Genomic DNA, 20,420 nt, shown 5'->3' on the forward strand with positions numbered 1-20,420 from the left:
CCAGCGCCTCCGAACGGACTCGTTCGAAGGCGCTGGCTAAGCCCGAACGGGCGCCGGCGCCGATGCGCCGGACGCCCTCGCATCGACACGTCGATGCGAAAGCGCGATGGTATGATACCGATGGCCCAGGATGCTGACGCATCGGTCCACCTCGAATTTCCGATTTCAAGCCATAGGCTCGGCAGAAATTCGAGAACGGAACCAACGGTCATTCTCAACGACCGTTGGCATTACTCCCGCAGCGCCCGCTCGATCAGCCCCGCCGCCGCGAGCGCCCGTCCGTCGTCGCCGAACCGGGCGATCACCTGGATGCCGACCGGCAGGCCGGCGGAGGTCCGGTCGACCGGCAGGGTGACGCAGGGCACGCCCATCAGGGTCCAGAGGCGGTTGAAGCGCGAATCGCCCGTGTGGTCGAGGCCGGCCGGCGCCGCGCCCGGGGCGGCATAGGTCAGCAGCACGTCGAAGCCGCCCTCCGAGAAGACGTCCTTCAGGCCGCGCCGGGCGTGGTGGGCGGTGCGGCGGGCGGCGTCGTAGGAGGCGGTCTCGATCCCTTGCGCCGCGTCGAGGGCGGCGCGCAGGCGCGGCGGCAGGGCGTCGCGGTGGGTGGCGTATTCCCAGGCCAGCGCCTGGCGCGCCTCGTAGTCCTGGATCGTGCCGTGGACCGCGAAGGCCTCGCCGAACGGCGCCGGCAGGGTGAGGTCGCGGATCGCCGCGCCGGCCCGCTCGGCGGCTTGCGCTGCCCGGGCGAGGGCCGCCTCCGCCTCCGGCTCGGGGGCGGCGCAGAAATCCTGGCGCAGGATCCCGATCCGGGGCGCGCCCGCCTCCTCCACCCGCGCGATGGCCGGCCGGTCGGCCAGCAGCGCCAGCGCGTGGGCGGCATCCGCGACGCCGGCCGCGAACAGGCCGAGCGTGTCGAGGGCCCAGGAATAGCACTTCACTCCCACGGTCGGCAGCAGCCGGAACGACGGCTTGACCCCGACGACGCCGCAGAACGCCGCCGGGCGGATGATCGAGCCTCCGGTCTGGGTGCCGAGGGCGAGGGGCAGCATCCCGGCCGCCACCGCGGCGGCCGAGCCGGCCGAGGAGCCGCCGGGTGTGTGGCCGGGATGGTTCGGGTTGCGGGTCGCCGTGGGGTCGAGGAAGGCGAAGGGCGTGGTGGTGGTCTTGGCCAGCGGCACCGCGCCGAGGGTCTTCAGCCGCGCCACCGCCGGCGCGTCGGCGCGCGGGCGCCAGCCGTCATAGATGGCCGAACCCATCCGCGTCGGCAGGTCGGCGGTGTCGATGATGTCCTTGATCCCGACCGCGATGCCGGCGAGCGGGCCCTTGCCCGGGACGACCGGCGCCGGATCGACGCAGACCAGGGCGCCGACCTCCGGCTCGCGGGCCGCGATCGCCTCGCGCACGAGGCCGATCGCCCCCTCGGGCGTCAGCCGGCCGGCATCGATTCGGGCGCAGAGGTCGAGGAGCGAGAGCATCGGGCCGTCCGGGCGAGAGGAGTCGGGTGCAGGGAGAATCGGTCGAAAGACTTTGTAAGCGCATTAGGGCGATGTGTTCCAGGACACGAAGCGGGGCCCGGCGCGGCCTGGCGGGACTCGCGCGCGTTGCGGCCGGGGGCCGGCTTCGGCTAAACCGGCGCCGTTCATCCGCCGCACGGCCGCCTGGGGCGGATCAGGCCGACGCGGCGGGGCGCCGGGGACCCGGCATCCTTCGCGAGTGAGCCCGTGACCTTTCCCTCCGCCCTGCCCCTGCAAGCCGAAGCGACCCTGACGCGTGCCATGCCGACTGCCAGGACCGCCTCGCGCCTCGGGCGCCTGTTCGGCCGCGGGCGCAGGACCGATGCCCTGACGGCGGCGCAGGACGGTGCCGCGGACGGTTTCGGCGGGCCCGGCATCCTGGCGGTGGCCGGCCTCAAGAAGAGCTACGGCGCCCGCACGGTGGTGCACGATGCCGGCCTCACCGTGCGCAACGGCGAGGCGGTGGGCCTGCTCGGCCCCAACGGGGCCGGCAAGACAACGATCTTCTACATGATCACCGGCCTCGTCTCGGCCGATCGCGGCACGATCAGCCTCGACGGCCACGAGATCACCCGGCTGCCGATGTACCAGCGCGCCCGGCTCGGCATCGGCTACCTGCCGCAGGAGGCCTCGATCTTCCGCGGCCTCAACGTCGAGGACAACATCCGGGCGGTGCTCGAGGTGGTCGAGCCCGACCGCAAGGCCCGCGAGCGCAAGCTCGATTCGCTGCTCGAGGAGTTCAACATCACCCGCCTGCGCAAGTCGCCCTCGATCGCGCTCTCGGGCGGCGAGCGGCGGCGCTGCGAGATCGCCCGGGCGCTCGCCTCCTCGCCCTCCTTCATGCTGCTCGACGAGCCCTTCGCGGGCATCGACCCGATCGCGGTCGGCGACATCCAGGAACTGGTGATGCATCTCAAGGGCCGCGGCATCGGCGTGCTCATCACCGACCACAACGTGCGCGAGACGCTGGGCCTGATCGACCGGGCCTATATCGTGCATTCCGGCCGCATCCTCACCGAGGGCACGCCCGACGAGATCGTGGCGAACGAGGACGTGCGACGGTTGTATCTCGGCGAGGATTTCCGGTTGTAGGGAATCGGGGCCGCGCGAGGGAACCGGATCGCCCCACGATCATCCCGCCCATCGTCCCGGGACGATCGTGCGGGCGAAAGATCGATTCATTCCCGCCGACGCACGGCACAACACCACAAGACGGCAGATAGAACCGATCGCAGGTCGTTCTCACCCGTGATGGGATCGTCTGCTGCGCCGCCGCGCCCGCCGATTTCGCTCCCCTTGCGTCCCGGCGGCGGCAAGCCGTTTTTTCACTGGCGCCCCTTCCGGTCCTGCGCCACCCTCGCGGCGTGGCCCGCCAGGCTCGCACGATCGCTTTGACGCGTGTCACGCTTCGGTTTAAAGCTGCTGTCAGATGTGTGAAGCAAGACTTGTGCCGACCCCGGCCGTAACCGGGGCGTCGCATGGCGGGGCTGGCTGATGGGTTTGCTGCAACGGCTCGAGATGCGCCAGGGCCAGGCCCTGGTGATGACGCCGCAACTCCTGCAGGCGATCAAGCTTCTGCAACTCTCTCACCTCGACCTCGCGACCTATGTCGATGCCGAGCTGGAGCGCAACCCGCTCCTGGAGCGGGTCGAGGTCGAAGCACCGGAGCCCGGCGAGTCCCGCGGCGAGGCTGCCGAATCGGGCGGCGACGGGGACGGGTTCGACGGCGACCGGTTCGACGGCGACGGGGCGGCCGAGCCCTGGCTGTCCCACGACCTCAACCCGAGCCGCAGCGAGATCGAGGGCGATCTCGGCACCCGCCTCGACAACGTCTTTCCGGATGACGGCCCGGTGGGCCGCGAGGCGCCGGCGGCGGGGGGCGAGGCGCTGTCGCTCACCCCGGCGCCCTGGAGCGGCACCGGCGGCAGCTTCGACGGCGAGGCGCCGGATTTCGAGGCGACGCTGACCGCCGAATCCTCGCTGCACGACCACCTCTCGGCCCAGCTCGACATCGCGACCCGCGATCCCGTCGAGCGCCTGGTCGGCGGCTTCCTGGTCGATGCGGTCGACGAGGCCGGCTACCTGCGCGAGGACCTCGCAACCCTGGCCGAGCGCCTCGGCGTCGGTCTGGCCATCGTCGAGCGGGTGCTGGGGATCGTCCAGGGCTTCGACCCGTCCGGCGTCGGCGCCCGCGACCTCGCCGAGTGCCTGGCGATCCAGCTGCGCGAGCAGGACCGCTTCGATCCGGCGATGCAGGCCCTGGTCTCGCGCCTCGACCTCGTGGCCAAGCGCGACTTTTCGTCCTTGCGCCGCCTGTGCGGGGTCGACGAGGAGGACCTCGCCGACATGCTGTCGGAGCTGCGCCGCCTCGACCCGAAGCCCGGCCGCGCCTTCGGCGCCAGCCCGGTCGAGGTGCTGGTGCCGGACGTGTTCGTGCGCCCGGCCCCGGACGGCTCCTGGCTCGTCGAGCTCAACAGCGAGGCCCTGCCGCGGGTTCTGGTCAACCAGAGCTACTACGCCACCGTCTCGCGCGGGGCGACGACCGACACCGACAAGGCCTTCCTGTCGGAATGCCTCCAGACCGCCAACTGGCTCACCCGCAGCCTGGAGCAGCGCGCCCGCACCATCCTGAAGGTGGCGAGCGAGATCGTGCGCCAGCAGGACGGGTTCTTCGTCAACGGCGTCGCCTACTTGCGGCCGCTCAACCTGAAGACCGTCGCCGACGCGATCGGCATGCACGAATCCACCGTCTCGCGGGTGACCTCGAACAAGTCGATCGGCACCAGCCGCGGCACCTTCGAGATGAAGTACTTCTTCACCGCGGCGATCCCCGGGGCGGCGGGCGCCGCGGCCCATTCCTCCGAGGCCGTGCGCCACCGCATCAAGCAGCTCATCGATTCCGAGACCGCCGCCGACGTGCTGTCGGACGATGCCCTGGTGCAGCGCCTGCGCGGCGAGGGTGTCGACATCGCCCGCCGCACCGTGGCGAAGTACCGGGAATCGTTACGCATCCCCTCCTCGATCGAGCGCCGGCGCGAGCGTGCCGCGATGCCGGCGCGGTAGGACGCCCGGGGGCCGAGCCTCCGGAGGGCGCCGCCCCTCCTCCGCCGCAACTGAGCCGGCTTCGTTGACTTCGCGTCCGGGCGTTCTTAGCTCTTGAGGGCCGGCCCTGGCGCCGGAGACGTCCCCGAGCCAGGGCCGACGGACAACGAGACCGGAGGGAGCTGATGGCAGCGTTGCGCGTGTCGGGTCGCGGCGTGGATCTCGGGGAAGCCCTGAGAACCCGGGTGGAGGAGCGGATCTCGGCCGCCCTCGCCAAGTACTTCGACGGTGCCTACCACGGCCACGTGACGGTCGGACGGGACGGCAGCGCCTATCGTACCGACTGCGTGCTGCACCTGCCCTCGGGCATCACCCTCGAGGCGTCGGGCGCCGCCCACGACGCCTATGCGAGCTTCGACCAGACCGCCGAGCGGATCGAGAAGCGCCTGCGCCGCTACAAGCACCGCCTCAAGGCCCATCCGAACGGGCACGCCAAGGGCGCGGCCGCCGACGGGGCCTTGCGGGCTGTCGACACCGCCGTGATGGAGGCGGCCTACTCGGTGATGGAAGCGCCCGAGGAGGATACCGGCGAGCACCCGCCGATCATCGCCGAGAGCACCCGCACCCTGCACCGTCGCACGGTGAGCGAGGCGGTGGTGGAGCTCGATCTCACCGGTGTCCCCGTTCTCGTCTTCGTTCACGCTGGAACCGAGCGGGTCAACGTCGTATATCGTCGGGGCGACGGCGCGATCGGCTGGATCGATCCGCCGGAACGCGGCACTCCGTGAGCAGGTCTAACCCCCTGCCGCGGAAGGCCTCCGGTCCTGGAACAAGTGCGGGGCGCCGTCGCGCTCCCCGCCGATGAGGCAGCGGTCTCGATGCCATTGCTGGAATTCCTGAAGCCGGAGGCGGTCCTCCCGGCGCTGCGCGCGCAGGGGAAAAAGCAGGTTCTGCAGGAGCTGGCCGCCCAGGCGGCCCGCCACCTGCCGGGCCTGGACGAGCGCGAGATCTTCGAGACGCTGCTGCAGCGGGAACGCCTCGGCTCGACCGGCATCGGCGAGGGCGTGGCGATCCCGCACGGCAAGCTGCCGGGGCTCGACACGCTGTTCGGCCTGATGGCCCGCCTCGAGCGCCCGGTCGATTTCGAGGCCCTGGACGGCCAGCCGGTCGACATCGCCTTCCTGCTGCTCGCCCCCGAGGGGGCCGGCGCCGACCACCTGAAGGCGCTCGCCCGGGTCGCCCGGGTGTTGCGCGAGCCCGGCATCATCGACCGCATCCGCGCCGCCCGCGACGCCGATGCGCTCTACGCCCTCCTCACCCAATCCCCCGCCCAGGCGGCGTGAGAACAGCGGCGTGACGATGCGGACTTCCCTCTGTGCGGCGGCGCTCCTCGTCGTCGCCTCCGGTGGTGCCCGCGCCACCGACGGCACCTGCGCCCGCGACCTCCTGGTGGCGCAATCCTCGCAGAAGATGGCGATCGAGCGTCTGGACACCCTCGGCGACAGCGAGGCCGATCGCTGCCGCGGCTGGCGCCAGCATGTCGACACGATGCGCCGCGCCGCCACCGTCTACGGCCGCTGCCTCTCGGGCGCGGAGCGGAGCGAGCGCCTGGCCCAGGTCCAGGGGTCCGAGAAGGAATTTTCAGAACTGCTGCGGAGCCGCTGCAAGGGGCGGTAGGTGGTGGTCGGGCGGAGCGGCCCGTCTCGCGGCGTCCACGTGATTGTGTCGGGACCCGTCCGATCGTCAGAGCAGCAATGCGGCCTCCTCTTCGATCCCACACATACCCTCATCCTGAGGGGCGAGGCGATCGAAGAACGCGCGCGAAGCGAAAGCCTCGAAGGAGGGGCTCCAGCTCGCTCGGAGACTTCTGGGGGCCTCCTTCGAGGCTCGGCGATCTCCGATCGCCTCGCCCCTCAGGATGAAATCGTGGGTGCGATGAAATTTGGCGATCGCGTAAAACGCGCCCTCGCCGAGCAGCGCTGTTCCTCCCCCTACGGGGATCAGCGCCGCTGATGATGCGCGACGACGATTGTGCCCGCCGCCCGGTCGCCGGTGCCGCCCGACGGCGCCACCGGCGACGTCTCCCTCACGCCACCTCGGCCACGCGCCCCTCCGCCACCGCCTCATGCCCGCCATGCTGCTTCAGCGGCCGGTTGCCGCTGAGCCGCCGCAGCAGCACGTAGAAGACCGGGGTCAGGAAGAGCCCGAAGGCCGTCACCCCGATCATGCCGGAGAACACCGCCACGCCCATGGCGCGGCGCATCTCCGAGCCGGCGCCGGTGGCGGTGACGAGGGGCAGCACCCCCATGATGAAGGCCATCGAGGTCATCAGGATCGGGCGAAGCCGCAGGCGGCTCGCCTCGATCGCCGCCTCGACCGGCGTGCGGCCGGAGAATTCCAGCTCCCGGGCGAATTCGACGATCAGGATGGCGTTCTTCGCCGACAATCCGACCAGCACGATGAGGCCGATCTGCGTGAAGACGTTGTTGTCGCCCGCCGACAGCCAGACGCCGGTCATCGCCGCGAGCAGGCCCATCGGCACGATCAGCAGAATCGCCAGAGGCAGGGCCAGGCTCTCGTACTGCGCCGCCAGCACCAGGAAGACGAGGAGGAGCGCCAGCGGAAACACCCACACGCCCGAATTGCCGGCGATGAACTCCTGGTAGGTGAGGTCGGTCCACTCGAAGGCGAAGCCGCGCGGCAGGGTCTCGGCGGCGATGCGGGCGGCGGCCTCCTGCGCCTGGCCGGACGAGTAGCCGGGGGCCGCACCCGCATTGATGTCGGCGGAGAGGAAGCCGTTGTAGCGCATCGCCCGCTCGGGGCCGGCGGTCTGGCGCACGCGCAGGAGCGTCGAGAGCGGCACCATCTCGCCGGAGCCCGCCCGCACCTTCAGGAGGCCGACATCGTCGGAGCGGGCGCGGAACGGCGCGTCGGCCTGGACCCGGACCGAGTAGGTGCGCCCGAACCGGTTGAAGTCGTTGACGTACAGCGATCCGAGATAGATCTGCAGCGTGTCGAACACGTCGGTGACCGGGATGCGGAGCTGGCGCGCCTTGGTCCGGTCGATGTCGGCGAAGAGCTGCGGCACGTTCATCTGGAAGCTGGAGAACAGGCCGGCGAGTTCCGGCGCCTGCGCCGCCTTGGCGAGGAAGGCTTTCGTGGCTTCGTTCAGCGCCTCGTAGCCGAGGCCGGCCCGGTCCTCGATCTGGAGCTTGAACCCGCCGATCGTGCCGAGGCCGTTGACCGGCGGCGGCGGGAACATGGCGATGAACGCCTCGGGGATGGCGGCGTACTTCTTGTTCAGCGACATCGCGATGGCGGCGCCGCTCAAGCCCGGCTCCTTTCGCTCCTCGAAGGGCTTGAGGGTCGAGAACACGATCCCCGAATTCGACGAGTTGGTGAAGCCGTTGATCGACAGCCCCGGGAAGGCGACCGCGCTCTCGACGCCCGGCTCCTTGAGGGCGATCTCGCTCATCTTGCGGATCACCTCCTCGGTCCGGTCGAGGGTCGCGCCGTCGGGCAGCTGCGCGAAGCCGACGAGGTACTGCTTGTCCTGGCCCGGCACGAAGCCGCCGGGGATCTGGCGGAACAGCATCGCGGTGACGCCGACGAGGACGAGGTAGACCAGAATCATCGCGCCCTTTCGCGAGATGACGCCGCCGACGCCGCGCCCGTAGCCGTCCGAGGCCCACCCGAAGGCGCGGTTGAAGCGGCGGAAGAACCAGCCGAGCAGGGTGTCGACGACCTTGGTCAGCCGGTCCTTCGGCGCGTGGTGGTCCTTCAGGAGCAGCGCCGAGAGGGCAGGGGACAGGGTCAGCGAGTTGATCGCCGAGATGACGGTCGAGATCGCGATGGTCAGGGCGAACTGCTTGTAGAACTGCCCGGTCAGGCCGCTGATGAAGGCGAGCGGCACGAACACCGCCACCAGCACGAGGGCGATGGCGATGATGGGGCCCGAGACCTCGCGCATCGCCTGGTAGCTGGCGTCGCGCGGCGACAGGCCGGCCTCGATGTTGCGCTCGACATTCTCCACCACGACGATCGCGTCGTCGACGACGATGCCGATGGCGAGCACGAGGCCGAACAGGCTGAGCGCGTTGATCGAGAAGCCGAAGGCGTGCATCACCGCGAAGGTGCCGACGATCGAGACCGGCACGGCGAGGAGCGGGATGATCGAGGCCCGCCAGGTCTGCAGGAAGAGGATCACCACCAGGACGACGAGGGCCACCGCCTCGAGCAGGGTGTGGATCACCGCCTCGATCGAGGCGCGCACGAACTGCGTCGGGTCGTAGACGATCTGGTAGTCGATCCCCTCCGGCATGGTCTTCTTGATCTCCGCCATGGTCCGGCGGACCTCGTCGGAGATCTGGATCGCGTTCGAGCCGGGCGATTGCGAGATCGGGATCGCCACCGCCGACTTGTTGTCGAGGAGCGAGCGCAACGCGTAGTCCGACGCCCCGAGCTCGATCCGGGCGATGTCGCGCAGGCGCGTGATCTCGCCGTTCTCGCCGGTCTTGACCACGATGTCGCCGAACTGCTCTTCGCTGGTGAGGCGCCCCTCGGCATTGAGGGAGAGCTGGAGGTCGAGGCCGGGGATCGCCGGCGAGGCGCCGATGACGCCCGCTGCCGCCTCGACGTTCTGAGCCTGGATCTCCCGCACCACGTCGCCGGCCGACAGGCCGTGCTCGGCGACTTTCTGCGGGTCGAGCCAGATCCGCATCGCGTAATCGCCCGAGCCGAAGAGCTGCACCTGGCCGACGCCGTCGAGGCGGGCGAGGCGGTCCTTGATGTTCAGCACCGCGTAGTTGCGCAGGTACGTCATGTCGTACCGGCCGTTCGGCGACACGAGATGGACCACCATCGTCAGGTCGGGCGAGGACTTCACCGTGACGATGCCGAGCTGGCGCACGATCGCCGGCAGCCGCGGCTCGGCCTGCGAGACCCTGTTCTGGACCAGCTGCTGCGCCTTGTCGGGATCGGTGCCGAGCCGGAACGTCACGGTCAGCGTCATGATGCCGTCCGTCGTCGCCTGGCTCGACATGTAGAGCATGCCCTCGACGCCGTTGATCTGCTCCTCGATCGGCGTCGCCACGGTCTCGGCGATGACCTTGGGGTTGGCGCCCGGGAAGGTCGCCCGCACCACCACGGAGGGCGGCACCACGTCCGGGTACTCGGAGATCGGCATCGCGAACAGCGACAGCAAACCGCCGATGAAGATGAGCACCGAGAGCACGCCCGCGAAGATCGGGCGGTCGATGAAGAACTTGGAGAGGTTCATGCCGCCCTCCCGAGGGCGTGAGGAGGCCGTGAGGAGGCCGTGGGCAGGGTCTGCCGCACGCGAGTCGGATCGAGATGATCGCGGGATCCCCTCTCCCGGGTGGGAGAGGGGTAGGGGTGAGGGTGTGCCGGTTCAGGATCGAGCGCTGATCGGGGTGCTGGAACCGGAACGATCCGAGCTATTCTCGGCGGCGTAGCACCCTCACCCCTGGCCCCTGTCCCACACGGGACAGGGGAACGGTGATCCACTATCGAACGCCTGCGTCGATCGCAGGATCTGCTTGTGAAATTGTTAGATCTAGAGGACGCGAAGACGCTTCCGGCTGGCCCTCACCGTTGCGCCAGCTTCCCCGTCCCCGGTTCCTGCATCGGCCGCGCACCCATCGTCACGGGCGACGGGCTGACGAGGCTGCCCGGCCGCACCCGCTGCAAGCCGTTGACGACGATCCTCTCGCCCCCCGACAGCCCGGCGGTGACGACCCGCAGGCCCTCGACCGCCCGGCCGAGGGTCACGGCCCGGAACTCGGCCCGGTTGTCGGCCCCGACCACCAGCACGAAGCGCTTGTCCTGGTCGGTGCCGACCGCCCGCTCGTCGACGAGGAGCAGTCGCTCCGGCGCCGCCTGGCCGAGGCGCATGCGGGCGAACTGGCCCGGAATCAGGTGCCCGTCGCCATTGGCGAAGGTGGCGCGCACCCGCACGGTGCCACTGCGGGCATCGACCTTGTTGTCGATGAACTGGAGGTGCCCCTTGGCTCGTTCGCCGTCGGCGGTCGCCATCTCGACCGGGATGCGGTCGAGCTTGCCGCGCCGGCCCGACGGGTCGGCGATGGCGCCGAGCGCCTTCAGGACCACCGTCTCGTCGGCGTCGAAGCTCGCGTAGATCGGGTCGACCGAGACCAGGGTGGTGAGCACCGCGGCGCCCGCTCCCGTCGCCACGAGGTTGCCCGGGGTGATCTCCCGGCGTCCGACCCGGCCGCTCACCGCGGCCCGTACCTGCGTGTAGTCGAGGTTGAGCCGGGCGGAGGCCAGCGTCGCCTTCGCGGCGTCGAGATTGGCCTTCGCCTCCTTGAAGGCGTTCGCCCGCACGTCGAGGTCGCGGGCGGTGACGATGCGCTGGTCCGACAGGCGCTGCCCGCGCTCGTAGTCGCTCGCCGTCAGCGCCAGCCGCGCCTCGGCGCCCGCCACCTGCGCCTCCAGGCGCTGCACCTCCGCCGCGTAGGGCGCGGGGTCGATGGTCACCAGGAGGTCGCCGGCGCGGACGAGGTCGCCCTCCGAAAAGTGCGTCGCCTGGACCGCGCCGCCGACCCGGGCCCTCACGTCGATGCGCTCGACCGCCTCGAGGCGGCCCGAGAACTCGTCGAACAGCACCACGTCGCGGGGCTCGACCGCGGCGACCGGGACCGGGACGGCCTGCTCGACCGGCGGGGTCGCGGCGACCGCCTGATTTCCGGTGAGACGGGATAGGGGAGCGAAGTGATAGGATGCCCCTGCGAGAAGCGCGAGGGCGAGGCCGGCCGCGACGAGGCGCGGGGTGCGGGAGGGAACGACAGCAGGCTCGGGATTCACGACCGGCTCCGACATCTGTAAGGTGCGTTACACATGTCGGCATGGACGCCGGCCGTCAAGAGACTTATCTACCACTCGATACAAAAGTTGGAGCCAGCGGACAATGGTGATGGGGCGGCCCCGGTCCTTCTGCACGGACAAGGCCCTCGACGAGGCGATGGAGGTTTTTTGGCGCCACGGCTACGACGGGGCGACCCTCGCGATGCTGACGAAGGCGATGGGCATCAAGCCGCCGAGCCTCTACGCCGCCTTCGGAAGCAAGGAGGGCCTGCTGAAGGCCGCCCTCGACCGCTATGCCGAGCGGCGCTCCGAGCACATGCGCTACGTGCTGGCCGGCGCCACCGCCCGCGACGTGGCCGAGCGCTTCCTGTGGAGCATCGCCGAGAGCCACACCGATCCGGCCAACCCGCCCGGCTGCCTGCTGGTGCAGGGAGGGCTCGCCTGCGGCGCCGGCTCCGAGAACATTCCGTTCGAGCTCGCCGCCCGCCGCGCCCAGACAGAGACCGAATTGCGCGACCGCTTCGTGCGGGCGAAGGGGGAGGGGGATCTGCCGGAGGACGGCAACCCGGCAGCGCTCGCCCGCTTCCTGTCGACGGTCGCCTCGGGGATGGGGGTGCTGGCCTCCTCGGGGGCCGACCGGGAGGCCCTGCGGGAGGTGGCGCTCGTGTCGCTCGGCGCCTTCCCGCCGAGCGGTGCAGCGAAGGACGGGCGGGGCTGACGAAGAGGGATGCCCGCCTGGCCTCCTCGTCCGTCGGCGCGAGGCACTGTCGCATGCTGCCCGCCGACCGAAGCAGGCTTGCTTCGGCAGGCCGATGCGTCGCCCGCTCGAGTCTGGTTTGTCTCAGACTTTTGTCGCAGAACCGGCCATCACTGTCGCGAGAACTGCTCAGGGAGGCAGGACGGCTTCGGATCGATCGACAGTGATCCCGTTCGCGAACTAACCGTAACATCATAATTCAGGGTGATTTCTTCATGTAGCGTTCGTCGATCGACGCAGCGGTCGACCGTTAGATCTTTTACCGAAAATTATAGGAATTCTGGCTCCGTGTGATCCGGGGCATCGGCTCCTCATTCTCATAGGGCCCTTAACGAGGCTCTCAACGGCAAGCAGCGCATCGCGAGCTGGATCACCGCATGATCTCCCTGTCCAAGCTGGCCGTCAGGCTGCCCTCGACCATCATCGGGCTCGCGCTCGTCAGCGCGGCGGTGATGGGTGGCCTGAGCTGGTCTTCGGCCAAGAGCAGCCTGGTCGCGGCCGTCCAGGACAGGCTCGAACTCGCCGCGACGGCGACCGGCCACGGCATCGCTCTCGTCGCCGACCAGGCCAGGGCCGACTTCGTCGCCGCCGCCGGTCACCCGCAGGTCGCCTCGAACTTCACCGACCTGATCGAGACCCTCGATCCGGGCAAGCCCGATTACGCCGGGATCCTGGCAGCCTTCCGGGCCCCGCCGAATCCCGAGGCGCGGCTCGCCTTCGACGGCGCCACCACCAACACGATGTATGGCCGCCGGCACGTCAAGGTGCAGGAGGTGGCCCGCAAGCTCCTGAGCCAGCCGGGCTACGCCGACCTCCTGTTCCTCGATCCGAACGGGCGCATCGTCTACACGGCGACCAAGGGCGACGACTTCGCCGCCTCGGTCGGCGATCCGGCCCTGCGCGGGACCGGCCTCGCCCGGTTGTTCGCGCAGATGAAGGAGGCCGGGCCCGATGCGGTCTCCTTCGCGGATTTCTCCGCCTATCCGGTCGGCGGCGCCCCGGCGGCCTTCATCGGCAAGGCGATGAACCGGCGCGCCAACGTCGCCATGGGCACCGCGCAGGCGGTGGAGCGCGCCGGCTACATCGTGATGCGGATCACGCCCGCCCTGTTCGACGCGACCCTGGCGCAGCGCGCCGGCCTCGGCGAGACCGGCCAGACCCTGGTGGTCGGCGCCGACGGCCGCCTGCGCGGCACGCCGCCCCTCTCGACGGGCGTCACGGCCGGTGCCGCCGCGAGCGATCTCGGCATCACCCCGGACCGGCTCGCCGCGCAAGCGCCGTTCTCCTACGAGGCCCCTGCCGGACGCCGCATGGCGGTGAGCGCTGCCGTTCCGGTGTTCGGCGCCCGCTGGACCATGCTGGCCGAGCAGTCGGAGGCCGAAGCGCTCCGGACCGTGGACGCCCTGTCCCGCATCCTGGTGCTGATCGGCCTCGCCGTGCTGGTCGGCACCGCCCTGCTCGGGCTCCTGATGTCGCGGGCGATCGTCCGTCCCCTCGGCGCGCTCACCGCGGCGCTGACGGCTCTGGCCGCCCGCCGGACCCTCGACGAGGTGCCCGGCCACCGGCGCCGCGACGAGATCGGCGACATCGCCCGGGCCGTCGTGATGATCCGCGACCTGTCCCTCGAGGAGGCGGCCCGGCAGCTCCAGACCACCGAGGCGGCGCGCCTGCGCGAGGAGCAGGCCCGGCGCGGCCTGCTGCGCGACCTCGCCGACCGGTTCGAGGTCTCGGTCGGCGGCATCGTGGCGGCGGTCTCGGGGACGGCCGAGGGGCTGACCGGGGCCTCCGGCGCCGTGACGCATGCGGTCGAGGGGACCACGTCCCGCTCGGTCGGCGTCGCGGCCACCGCGCGGCAGACCAGCGGCAATATCGGCGCCGTCGCGGCGGCGGCCGAGGAACTCGGCGCGACCGTCGCGGAGATCGGCCGCCAGGTCGTGCAGGCCGCCACCATGTCGGCGGAGGCGGTGGCGCAGGCGCGCGACGCCGGCGGCACGATGGCGGATCTCTCCGCCGCCGCAGCCCGCATCGGCGATGTCGTCGGCCTCGTCTCGCAGATCGCCGGCCAGACCAACCTGCTCGCCCTCAACGCCACCATCGAGGCGGCGCGGGCGGGGGCGGCCGGTCGCGGCTTCGCGGTGGTGGCGGCGGAGGTGAAGGAGCTGGCCGGCCAGACCGCCAAGGCGACCGAGGAGATCGGCCGCCACGTCGCGGCGATCCAGTCCACCAGCCAGGGGGCGGGGGCGGCGATCGCCGGCGTCACCGCGCAGATCGAGGCGATGAGCCAGGTCGCGACCGGCATCGCCTCGGCGATCGAGGAGCAGGGCGCGATGACCCAGGAGATCGTGCGCCAGATGGCCGAGGCGACGGACGGCACCGCCGCGATGACCCGCGACATCGGCGAGGTCGCCGACGCGGCCGGCACCGCGGGCCGCGCGGCCTCCGAGGTGGCGCAGGCCTCCGACGCCCTGTCGGTCCAGTGTGCCCACCTGCGCCAGGAGGTCGACGGTTTCCTGAGCAGCGTCCGCGCCGCCTGACGGACGGGCCCGGCCGGTGCCGCCGGCGGTCATGCGAGGACGGCCGCCCTCGCACCGTCACCGGCCGAGAGGCCGGGTGACGCACCGGCGATCTGCGCGCGCACCATCCGGGTCTCGGGCGCGGTGTCGTCGCAGATGGAGTGGGCGTGCGGTGCACCCGCACGGTGTTCGACGGCAGGTGAGGTCGCGCGTCCCGGCGGTCAGGATCGGCCGTGCCTGCCGCCGTGAGACGGCCGACTGCATCGGGTCGTTCAGGTCGGGGCCGTCGACTTGCGCGGAATTGCACGGAGCCGTTCCGCGTTGCGTCCTGTTCCTGTCTCGTGTCTGCCGCCGAATCGGTGACCACCTCGTCGGACGATGCTTGGACCCGGCTGAATGCTCCAGCCGAGGGCCGACGGCGCCCCGATGATCGTCGCCGGCTGCGGGCAGCCCCGCCCGGCACCGCGACGCTCCTCACCGGCACCCGCAGCGGCGGAGTCTCCTGCACCGCCACGGACGTGAGATGGCGAGGCCCACGGAAGCGCCGCCCATCCGACGTCCGCCCGATCCGACGAAGGCCAGGCGCGGGACCCCGTCTCCCATGCGGGGGGAAGACGCGCTCTCCCTTGCGCGAACGGATCAGGCGGAAACCCCGTGAGCCGCCGTTCGGCGCTCAGGGGCGCCCGCGCGGGATCGACGCGCGGCTGCGCCCTCCGGTCTCCGTCTCGTCGGGCGGCAGCGCGTTGGCCTGGGGTGTCGAGGCGGCCGGCATCGCGAAGCTGACCCGGCAGCGCTGGCCGGCCGGGAGGGCATTGTTCGGGTTGCGCAGTTCGAGACGCACGCCGAAGGTGCCGCTCGCCGCGTCGAAGACCCGGTCGACCACCGTGACCTCGGCCTGGTAGGTGCCGCCGATCGGCTTGTCGAGCGCCACGGTGCCGACCGAGCCCGGCTGGATCTCGCCCCAGCCCGTCACCGGCACGTAGGCCTCGACGTAGAGCGGATCGAGCTGCACCAGCGTATAGATGGCGCTGTCCTGGCGCACGAACTCGCCGCTCGCCATCAGCCGCTCGGTGACGAGCCCGCTGATCGGGCTGCGGATGATGCGAAGCTCGAGCTGTGCCCGGGCGCGGGCGAGCTCGAGCCCGGCGAGGTCGTTCTTCAGGATCTCGGTCTTGAGGTCGCGCTTGCCGATCTCGTAATCGGCCTCGACCTGATCGATCTTTTCCTGGGTGACGATGCCCTTCGACAGCTGGTTCTGCCGGTCGAGCCGGCGCTTGTAGAGCTCCACGCGGGCGCGCTGGGCCTCGATCGGCTCCCGGCTCGACGCCTGCGCCTGGGCGAGGGCGACGTTGGCCTCCTCCACGCTCGTGTCGAGGCGCGCGATGACGTCGCCGGCCTTGACCGCGTCGCCCCGGTTGAAGGCGACCTCCTTGAGGATGCCGAGGGTGGCCGAGCCGATCTTCACCTTCTGGGCCGGCTCGATCACGCAATCGACGGTGCCCGGCTCGGCCCCGGCGGCCGTCGCGCCGGCGGCGAGGGCGGCGACAAGTGCGACGGGGAGCAGGCGGGCGGTCCGGGATACGGGTGGTGTCATCGGGCGGGTCTTCATTCTGAATGGCCGGCGAAGGCCAGGATGCGGTCCTGCATCCGGTCGGCGCGCAGGAGATCCCCGCGCATGCGCGCGTGAAGCCGCTCGGCGCGCGACTGGGCCCAGCGCAGCAGCAGCCGGCCGGCCGGCTGCCCGAATCGGGCGAGGAGGGCGCGGGCGAGCGGGCGGGGAACCGGGAGGCCGTCGAGCAGCGGGTCGTCGAGGGACAGGATCGCCTCGAAGCTGCCGGGTTCGCCCTGGCGCCCGGCGCGCCCGGCGAGCTGGCCGTCGATCCGCCGGGCGTCGTGGCGCTCGGTCATGATGACGTGGAGACCGCCATTCTCTGCGACCCAGGGGTCGAGCTTGATGTCGGTGCCGCGCCCGGCCATGTTCGTCGCCACGGTGATGCGGCCGCGCTCTCCCGCCCGGGCGACGATCTCGGCCTCCTGACGGTCCTGAGCGGCGCTGAGCACGGTGTGCGCCAGGCCGGCCGCGGCGAGCCGGGCGCTCGCGACGTCGGAGGCGGCCACCGAGCGCGTGCCGAGCAGCACCGGCAGGCCCTGCCGGTTCAGCGCCGTCACCCGCTCGATCACCGCCGCCCATTTCGTCTCCTCGTCGGGCAGGACCCGGTCGGGGCGATGGATGCGCCGGATCGGGCGATGGGTCGGGATCCGGGCGACCGCGAGCCCGTAGACGGTCCAGAACTCCGCCTCGACCCCGGCCGTGGTGCCGGTCATGCCGGCGAGCCGGCAGTAGCGCCGGAAGAAGCGCTGGTAGGTCATGCGCGCGAGGGTCGTGCGCGCCGAGGAGAGCGCGCAGCCTTCCTTGTGCTCGATCATCTGGTGGAGGCCGTCGCTCCAGGCCCGGTCGGGCATGACCCGGCCGGTATACTCGTCGATGATCACCACCTTGCCGTCGCGCAGGATGTAGTGCTCGTCGCGGTGGAACAGGTGGAGCGCCGAGAGCGCCTGCCGGATGAGCTCCTCCCGGGTGACGCGGGCGCGCCAGGCCGGCCCCGCCCCGGCGAGGCGGGCATCGATGGCCGTACGGCCCTCCTCGGTCAGCACGACGCGGCGCTGGTCGAGGTCGATGACGTAGTCCTGCCCCGCGGCGAGCGCCGCCGCGACCGCCAGCGCCTCCGTCAGAGTGGCGGAATCGAACTGCGAGCCGGCCGAGGCCGAGATGATGAGCGGCGTGCGCGCCTCGTCGATCAGCACGCTGTCGGCCTCGTCCACGATGGCGAAGTGCAGCCCTCGCAGGCGCAGCGGTGCCGTCACCCCCGGCTCCGCCGCGAGGCCGCGCAGCTTCAGCCGGATGTCGCTGGCGCGCTGGCCGAGGGCGATACGGTCGCGGAGGTAGTCGAAGGCGAGATCCTTGTTGGTGCAGTAGGTGATGTCGCACGCATGGGCGGCGGCCCGGGCGGGGAGCTCCTGCCCGTCGCTCACCACCCCGACGCTCAGGCCGAGCGCCGCGTAGAGCGGCTGCATCAGGCCCGCGTCGCGCTCGGCGAGATAGGCGTTGACGGTGACGACGTGGACCGGGAGGCCGGCCAGCGCCGCGGTCGCCGCGGCGAGGCCCGCCGTCAGGGTCTTGCCCTCGCCGGTGGCCATCTGGGCGACGCGGCCGTGCAGGATCGCGGCGGCGCCCATCATCTGCACCGGGTAGGGGCGCTGGCCGCTGACCCGCCCCGACACCTCGCGGATCAGCGCGAAGGCGTTCGCCACCAGCTCCGGCGGAAAGTCCCCGCGGCCGCGCAGCTCCGCCGAGGCGGTGCGACGCACGGCATCGAGGTCGGCGTCGGAGAGCGCCGCGAGCTCCGTCCAGCGCGCCATCGCGGCCTCGGCGATGCCGGCATGGCGCCGGCCCTGCCAGCCGGCGAGCCGCGCCCGCGCGGCGCCGACGACCCGGGTTGCCGCCCGGTCGATCACGCCGGGCCGCAGGACCTTGCGCTCCGCGTAGGCCAGGATCGGCGGGAGCCTGGCGGCCGAGGGCGGCGTGGCGGCGAGGGCCTCAGACACGGAACTGGCTCAGGAAGAGCTGGCGCAGGCCGCGCAACAGGCGCCAGCCGATCGCCTCGCTGCCGTGGTCGAAGCGCACGTGAACCCGCTCGCCGATGACGTCGAGGGGAATGCCGCCCGCGACCTGCACGTCGAAGACGAAGATGCTCTGGAGCGCCCGGGGCTTGTCGCCGGTCGTGCTGTCGACCGCGATCACGCCGCCGCCCTGCGGGGTGAGGGCGAGGCTCGGCACCTCGCTCTGCGCGCCGGGCACCTCCCGGAGGATCGTCGCCGCGTGCCGGAGATGCGGGCTGTCGGCGAAGCGCGCCGCGACCGGGCCGGGCCGGCTGCGCACCAGGTCCACGTCGGCCTGCGGCACCACAACCCGCACCACCGGGTCGTCGGCGCGCAGGACGAAGCCGATGCGGTCGCCCCGGCGGAAGTAGCGGCCCGGGAGGTCGGCGGCCGCCGGCACCACGAGCCGGCCGTCCCGCTCGGCCCGCAACACCCGGTCGGCGGCGCGGGTGCGGAACACCGCGAGGGTCTGCTCGGCGCTGCCGATCTGCTCCTCCAGGATCCCGGCCTGGACGCGGTCCCCGAGGCGGGCGGCGTCGTAGCGCATCCGCAGCTCGCCGAGCTGCGCTTCGAGCAGGGCGACCCGGGCGTCGAGGGCCGGATCGTCGAGCCGCGCCAGGGTGTCGCCCTGGCGGGCCTGGCGGCCGGGCTCGGTGAGGAACTCGGCCAGGATGCCGTCGGTGCGCGCCCGCAATTCCGAGCGGTCGGGCACCCAGACCACGCCCTGCGCGGTGGTCGCGTAGGGCAGGGGGACCGCGAAGACGACGGCCACCAGGACCGCCAGCGCCGCGCCGGTGACCCGCAGGGCCCGGCCGCGCCGGCCGTCGAGCTTGCGGTCGGTCAGGAGGAACAGGGCGCCCTTGACGAGCGGCTGCAGCACGATCCCGGCGACCGCCGCGGCCGCGAGCAGCACGCCGAACACGAAGAACTGCGTCGCCACGAAGGAGGCGATCGCGAGGGAGACGGTCGTGCGGTAGAGGAAGGCGCTCACCGCGTAGGCGACCATCCAGAACCGCTCGCCGCGGGCCGTGACCGGGCTCTCGGCGCTCTCGATCTTCAGCGCGTAGCGCTGGACGAGGTAGAACACGTAGCGGTTGGCGCGGGCGGCGAGATTGGGGATCTCGATCAGGTCGGCCAGGATGTAGTAGCCGTCGAAGCGCAGCAGCGGGTTGCCGTTGAACAGCAGGGTCGAGACGCCGCCGATCACCATCACGTTGAAGGCCGCCGCCTTCACGAGGCCCGGCTCGACCGTCGCCCACACGAATGTCGCGACGGCCGCGAGCGCCATCTCCACCAGGATGCCGGCGCTCGAGACCACCATCCGCTGCCATTTCGAGCCGAAGGCCGCCGAGCTGGAGGCGTCGACGTAGGGCGCCGGGATCATCACGAGGAGCATCACCCCGACCTCGTGCACCTCGCCGTTCCAGGCCTTGGCCGCGCAGGCATGGCCGGCCTCGTGCAGCGCCTTCACAACCGGATAGAGGCAGGCCATCACCGCGAGGTTCTGCGCCGACAGGAGCTGGGTCGCGAAGTCGCCTGTGACCTCCTTCCAGTGCAGCCCGGCCACGACCAGGCCCGCCGCCACGACGGCGAGCCAGACGAGCAGCCCCGGCAGCGAGAACAGCGGCCGGTACAGCGGGGCCAGCCGGTCGAGCAGCGCGTCCGGGTCGAAGAGCGGGAAGCGCAGGGCGAGGGGGTTGCGCAGGCGCGCGATCAGGCTGCGCCGCGCCACCGAGTCCGAGCGCTCGAGCAGCTCGGCGAAATCCGGCGGGAAGGCGCCCTCGAGCAGGTCCGAGCCGTGCAGCATCGAGATCAGCCGGATCGTCTCGTCCTGGGTCGGCGGATCGTCCTCGTTGCGGGCGACCACCCGCTCCCAGATCTCCTGCACGCTGCGGCGCCCGTCCATCAGGCAGACGATCAGGTTGGCGGCCGGCGAGAGCCGGTGGAAGCGGCCGGTCTGGTGATCCTGCAGGATGTACCAGACGTCGCCGCGGAAGCGCTGGCGGTGGATCTCGGCGTGGCTGCGCAGGCGCGGCTTCAGCGCGGCGACGCGGTACCAGGATTGGCTGAACAGCGATTGCACGGCGCGTC

The 20,420-nt window shown here is 71.5% G+C and carries 13 protein-coding genes; 7 read left to right on the forward strand and 6 right to left on the reverse strand.

Annotated features, from left to right (window positions below):
* Positions 1-230: 230 nt before the first annotated feature.
* Positions 231-1,475, reverse strand: a complete 1,245-nt coding sequence (locus DA075_RS13035; RefSeq protein ID WP_099953602.1) for an amidase — start codon at positions 1,473-1,475, stop codon at positions 231-233.
* A gap of 300 nt (positions 1,476-1,775) precedes the next feature.
* Here DA075_RS13035 and lptB point away from each other — a divergent pair, with 300 nt between their 5' ends.
* From lptB to DA075_RS13060, 5 genes are all read left to right on the forward strand, one after another.
* The gene (lptB, locus tag DA075_RS13040; protein WP_099956573.1) at positions 1,776-2,606 is read left to right on the forward strand and encodes an LPS export ABC transporter ATP-binding protein; all 831 of its coding nucleotides are present in this window, start codon (positions 1,776-1,778) and stop codon (positions 2,604-2,606) included.
* Between the two features lie 402 nt (positions 2,607-3,008).
* Positions 3,009-4,577, forward strand: coding sequence for an RNA polymerase factor sigma-54 (rpoN, locus tag DA075_RS13045; protein WP_099953603.1), 1,569 nt, complete (start codon positions 3,009-3,011; stop codon positions 4,575-4,577).
* A gap of 164 nt (positions 4,578-4,741) precedes the next feature.
* A complete protein-coding gene (gene hpf / locus DA075_RS13050) occupies positions 4,742-5,344 on the forward strand; it encodes a ribosome hibernation-promoting factor, HPF/YfiA family (protein WP_099953604.1) in 603 nt (200 codons plus the stop codon).
* A 90-nt stretch (positions 5,345-5,434) separates the two neighbouring features.
* The gene (ptsN, locus tag DA075_RS13055; protein ID WP_048451812.1) at positions 5,435-5,899 is read left to right on the forward strand and encodes a PTS IIA-like nitrogen regulatory protein PtsN; all 465 of its coding nucleotides are present in this window, start codon (positions 5,435-5,437) and stop codon (positions 5,897-5,899) included.
* 16 nt (positions 5,900-5,915) lie between these two features.
* On the forward strand, positions 5,916-6,233 hold the full coding sequence (locus DA075_RS13060; RefSeq protein ID WP_099956574.1) for a hypothetical protein: 318 nt from the start codon (positions 5,916-5,918) through the stop codon (positions 6,231-6,233).
* Positions 6,234-6,642: 409 nt separating this feature from the next.
* On the opposite strand, the gene DA075_RS13065 is transcribed toward DA075_RS13060, so the two are convergent.
* Entirely contained in the window at positions 6,643-9,834 is a 3,192-nt protein-coding gene (locus DA075_RS13065; RefSeq protein ID WP_099953605.1) for an efflux RND transporter permease subunit, read from the reverse strand.
* A 329-nt stretch (positions 9,835-10,163) separates the two neighbouring features.
* Positions 10,164-11,414 carry an efflux RND transporter periplasmic adaptor subunit gene (locus tag DA075_RS13070; protein ID WP_099953606.1) on the reverse strand — a complete coding sequence of 417 codons (1,251 nt, stop codon included), beginning with the start codon at positions 11,412-11,414 and terminating at the stop codon, positions 10,164-10,166.
* 88 nt (positions 11,415-11,502) lie between these two features.
* Between DA075_RS13070 and DA075_RS13075 the strand changes: the two genes are divergently transcribed.
* Both DA075_RS13075 and DA075_RS13080 read left to right on the forward strand, forming a co-directional pair.
* Positions 11,503-12,117 carry a TetR/AcrR family transcriptional regulator gene (locus DA075_RS13075; RefSeq protein WP_099953607.1) on the forward strand — a complete coding sequence of 205 codons (615 nt, stop codon included), beginning with the start codon at positions 11,503-11,505 and terminating at the stop codon, positions 12,115-12,117.
* Between the two features lie 416 nt (positions 12,118-12,533).
* Positions 12,534-14,690, forward strand: a complete 2,157-nt coding sequence (locus DA075_RS13080) for a methyl-accepting chemotaxis protein (protein WP_099953608.1) — start codon at positions 12,534-12,536, stop codon at positions 14,688-14,690.
* A 652-nt stretch (positions 14,691-15,342) separates the two neighbouring features.
* Here the strand turns inward: DA075_RS13080 and DA075_RS13085 are convergent.
* From DA075_RS13085 to DA075_RS13095, 3 genes are read right to left on the reverse strand one after another with little or no spacing between them, the layout of a single operon-like run.
* Positions 15,343-16,263, reverse strand: coding sequence for an efflux RND transporter periplasmic adaptor subunit (locus DA075_RS13085; protein ID WP_099956575.1), 921 nt, complete (start codon positions 16,261-16,263; stop codon positions 15,343-15,345).
* Positions 16,264-16,274: 11 nt separating this feature from the next.
* Positions 16,275-18,275, reverse strand: a complete 2,001-nt coding sequence (locus DA075_RS13090; RefSeq protein ID WP_099953609.1) for a preprotein translocase subunit SecA — start codon at positions 18,273-18,275, stop codon at positions 16,275-16,277.
* Positions 18,268-20,412, reverse strand: a complete 2,145-nt coding sequence (locus DA075_RS13095; RefSeq protein WP_099953610.1) for a PqqD family peptide modification chaperone — start codon at positions 20,410-20,412, stop codon at positions 18,268-18,270. Before DA075_RS13095 ends, DA075_RS13090 begins: the two co-directional genes overlap by 8 nt.
* Between the last annotated feature and the right edge of the window lie 8 nt (positions 20,413-20,420).

It is taken from the genome of Methylobacterium currus, assembly GCF_003058325.1.
In the GTDB taxonomy this organism is placed as follows: domain Bacteria; phylum Pseudomonadota; class Alphaproteobacteria; order Rhizobiales; family Beijerinckiaceae; genus Methylobacterium; species Methylobacterium currus.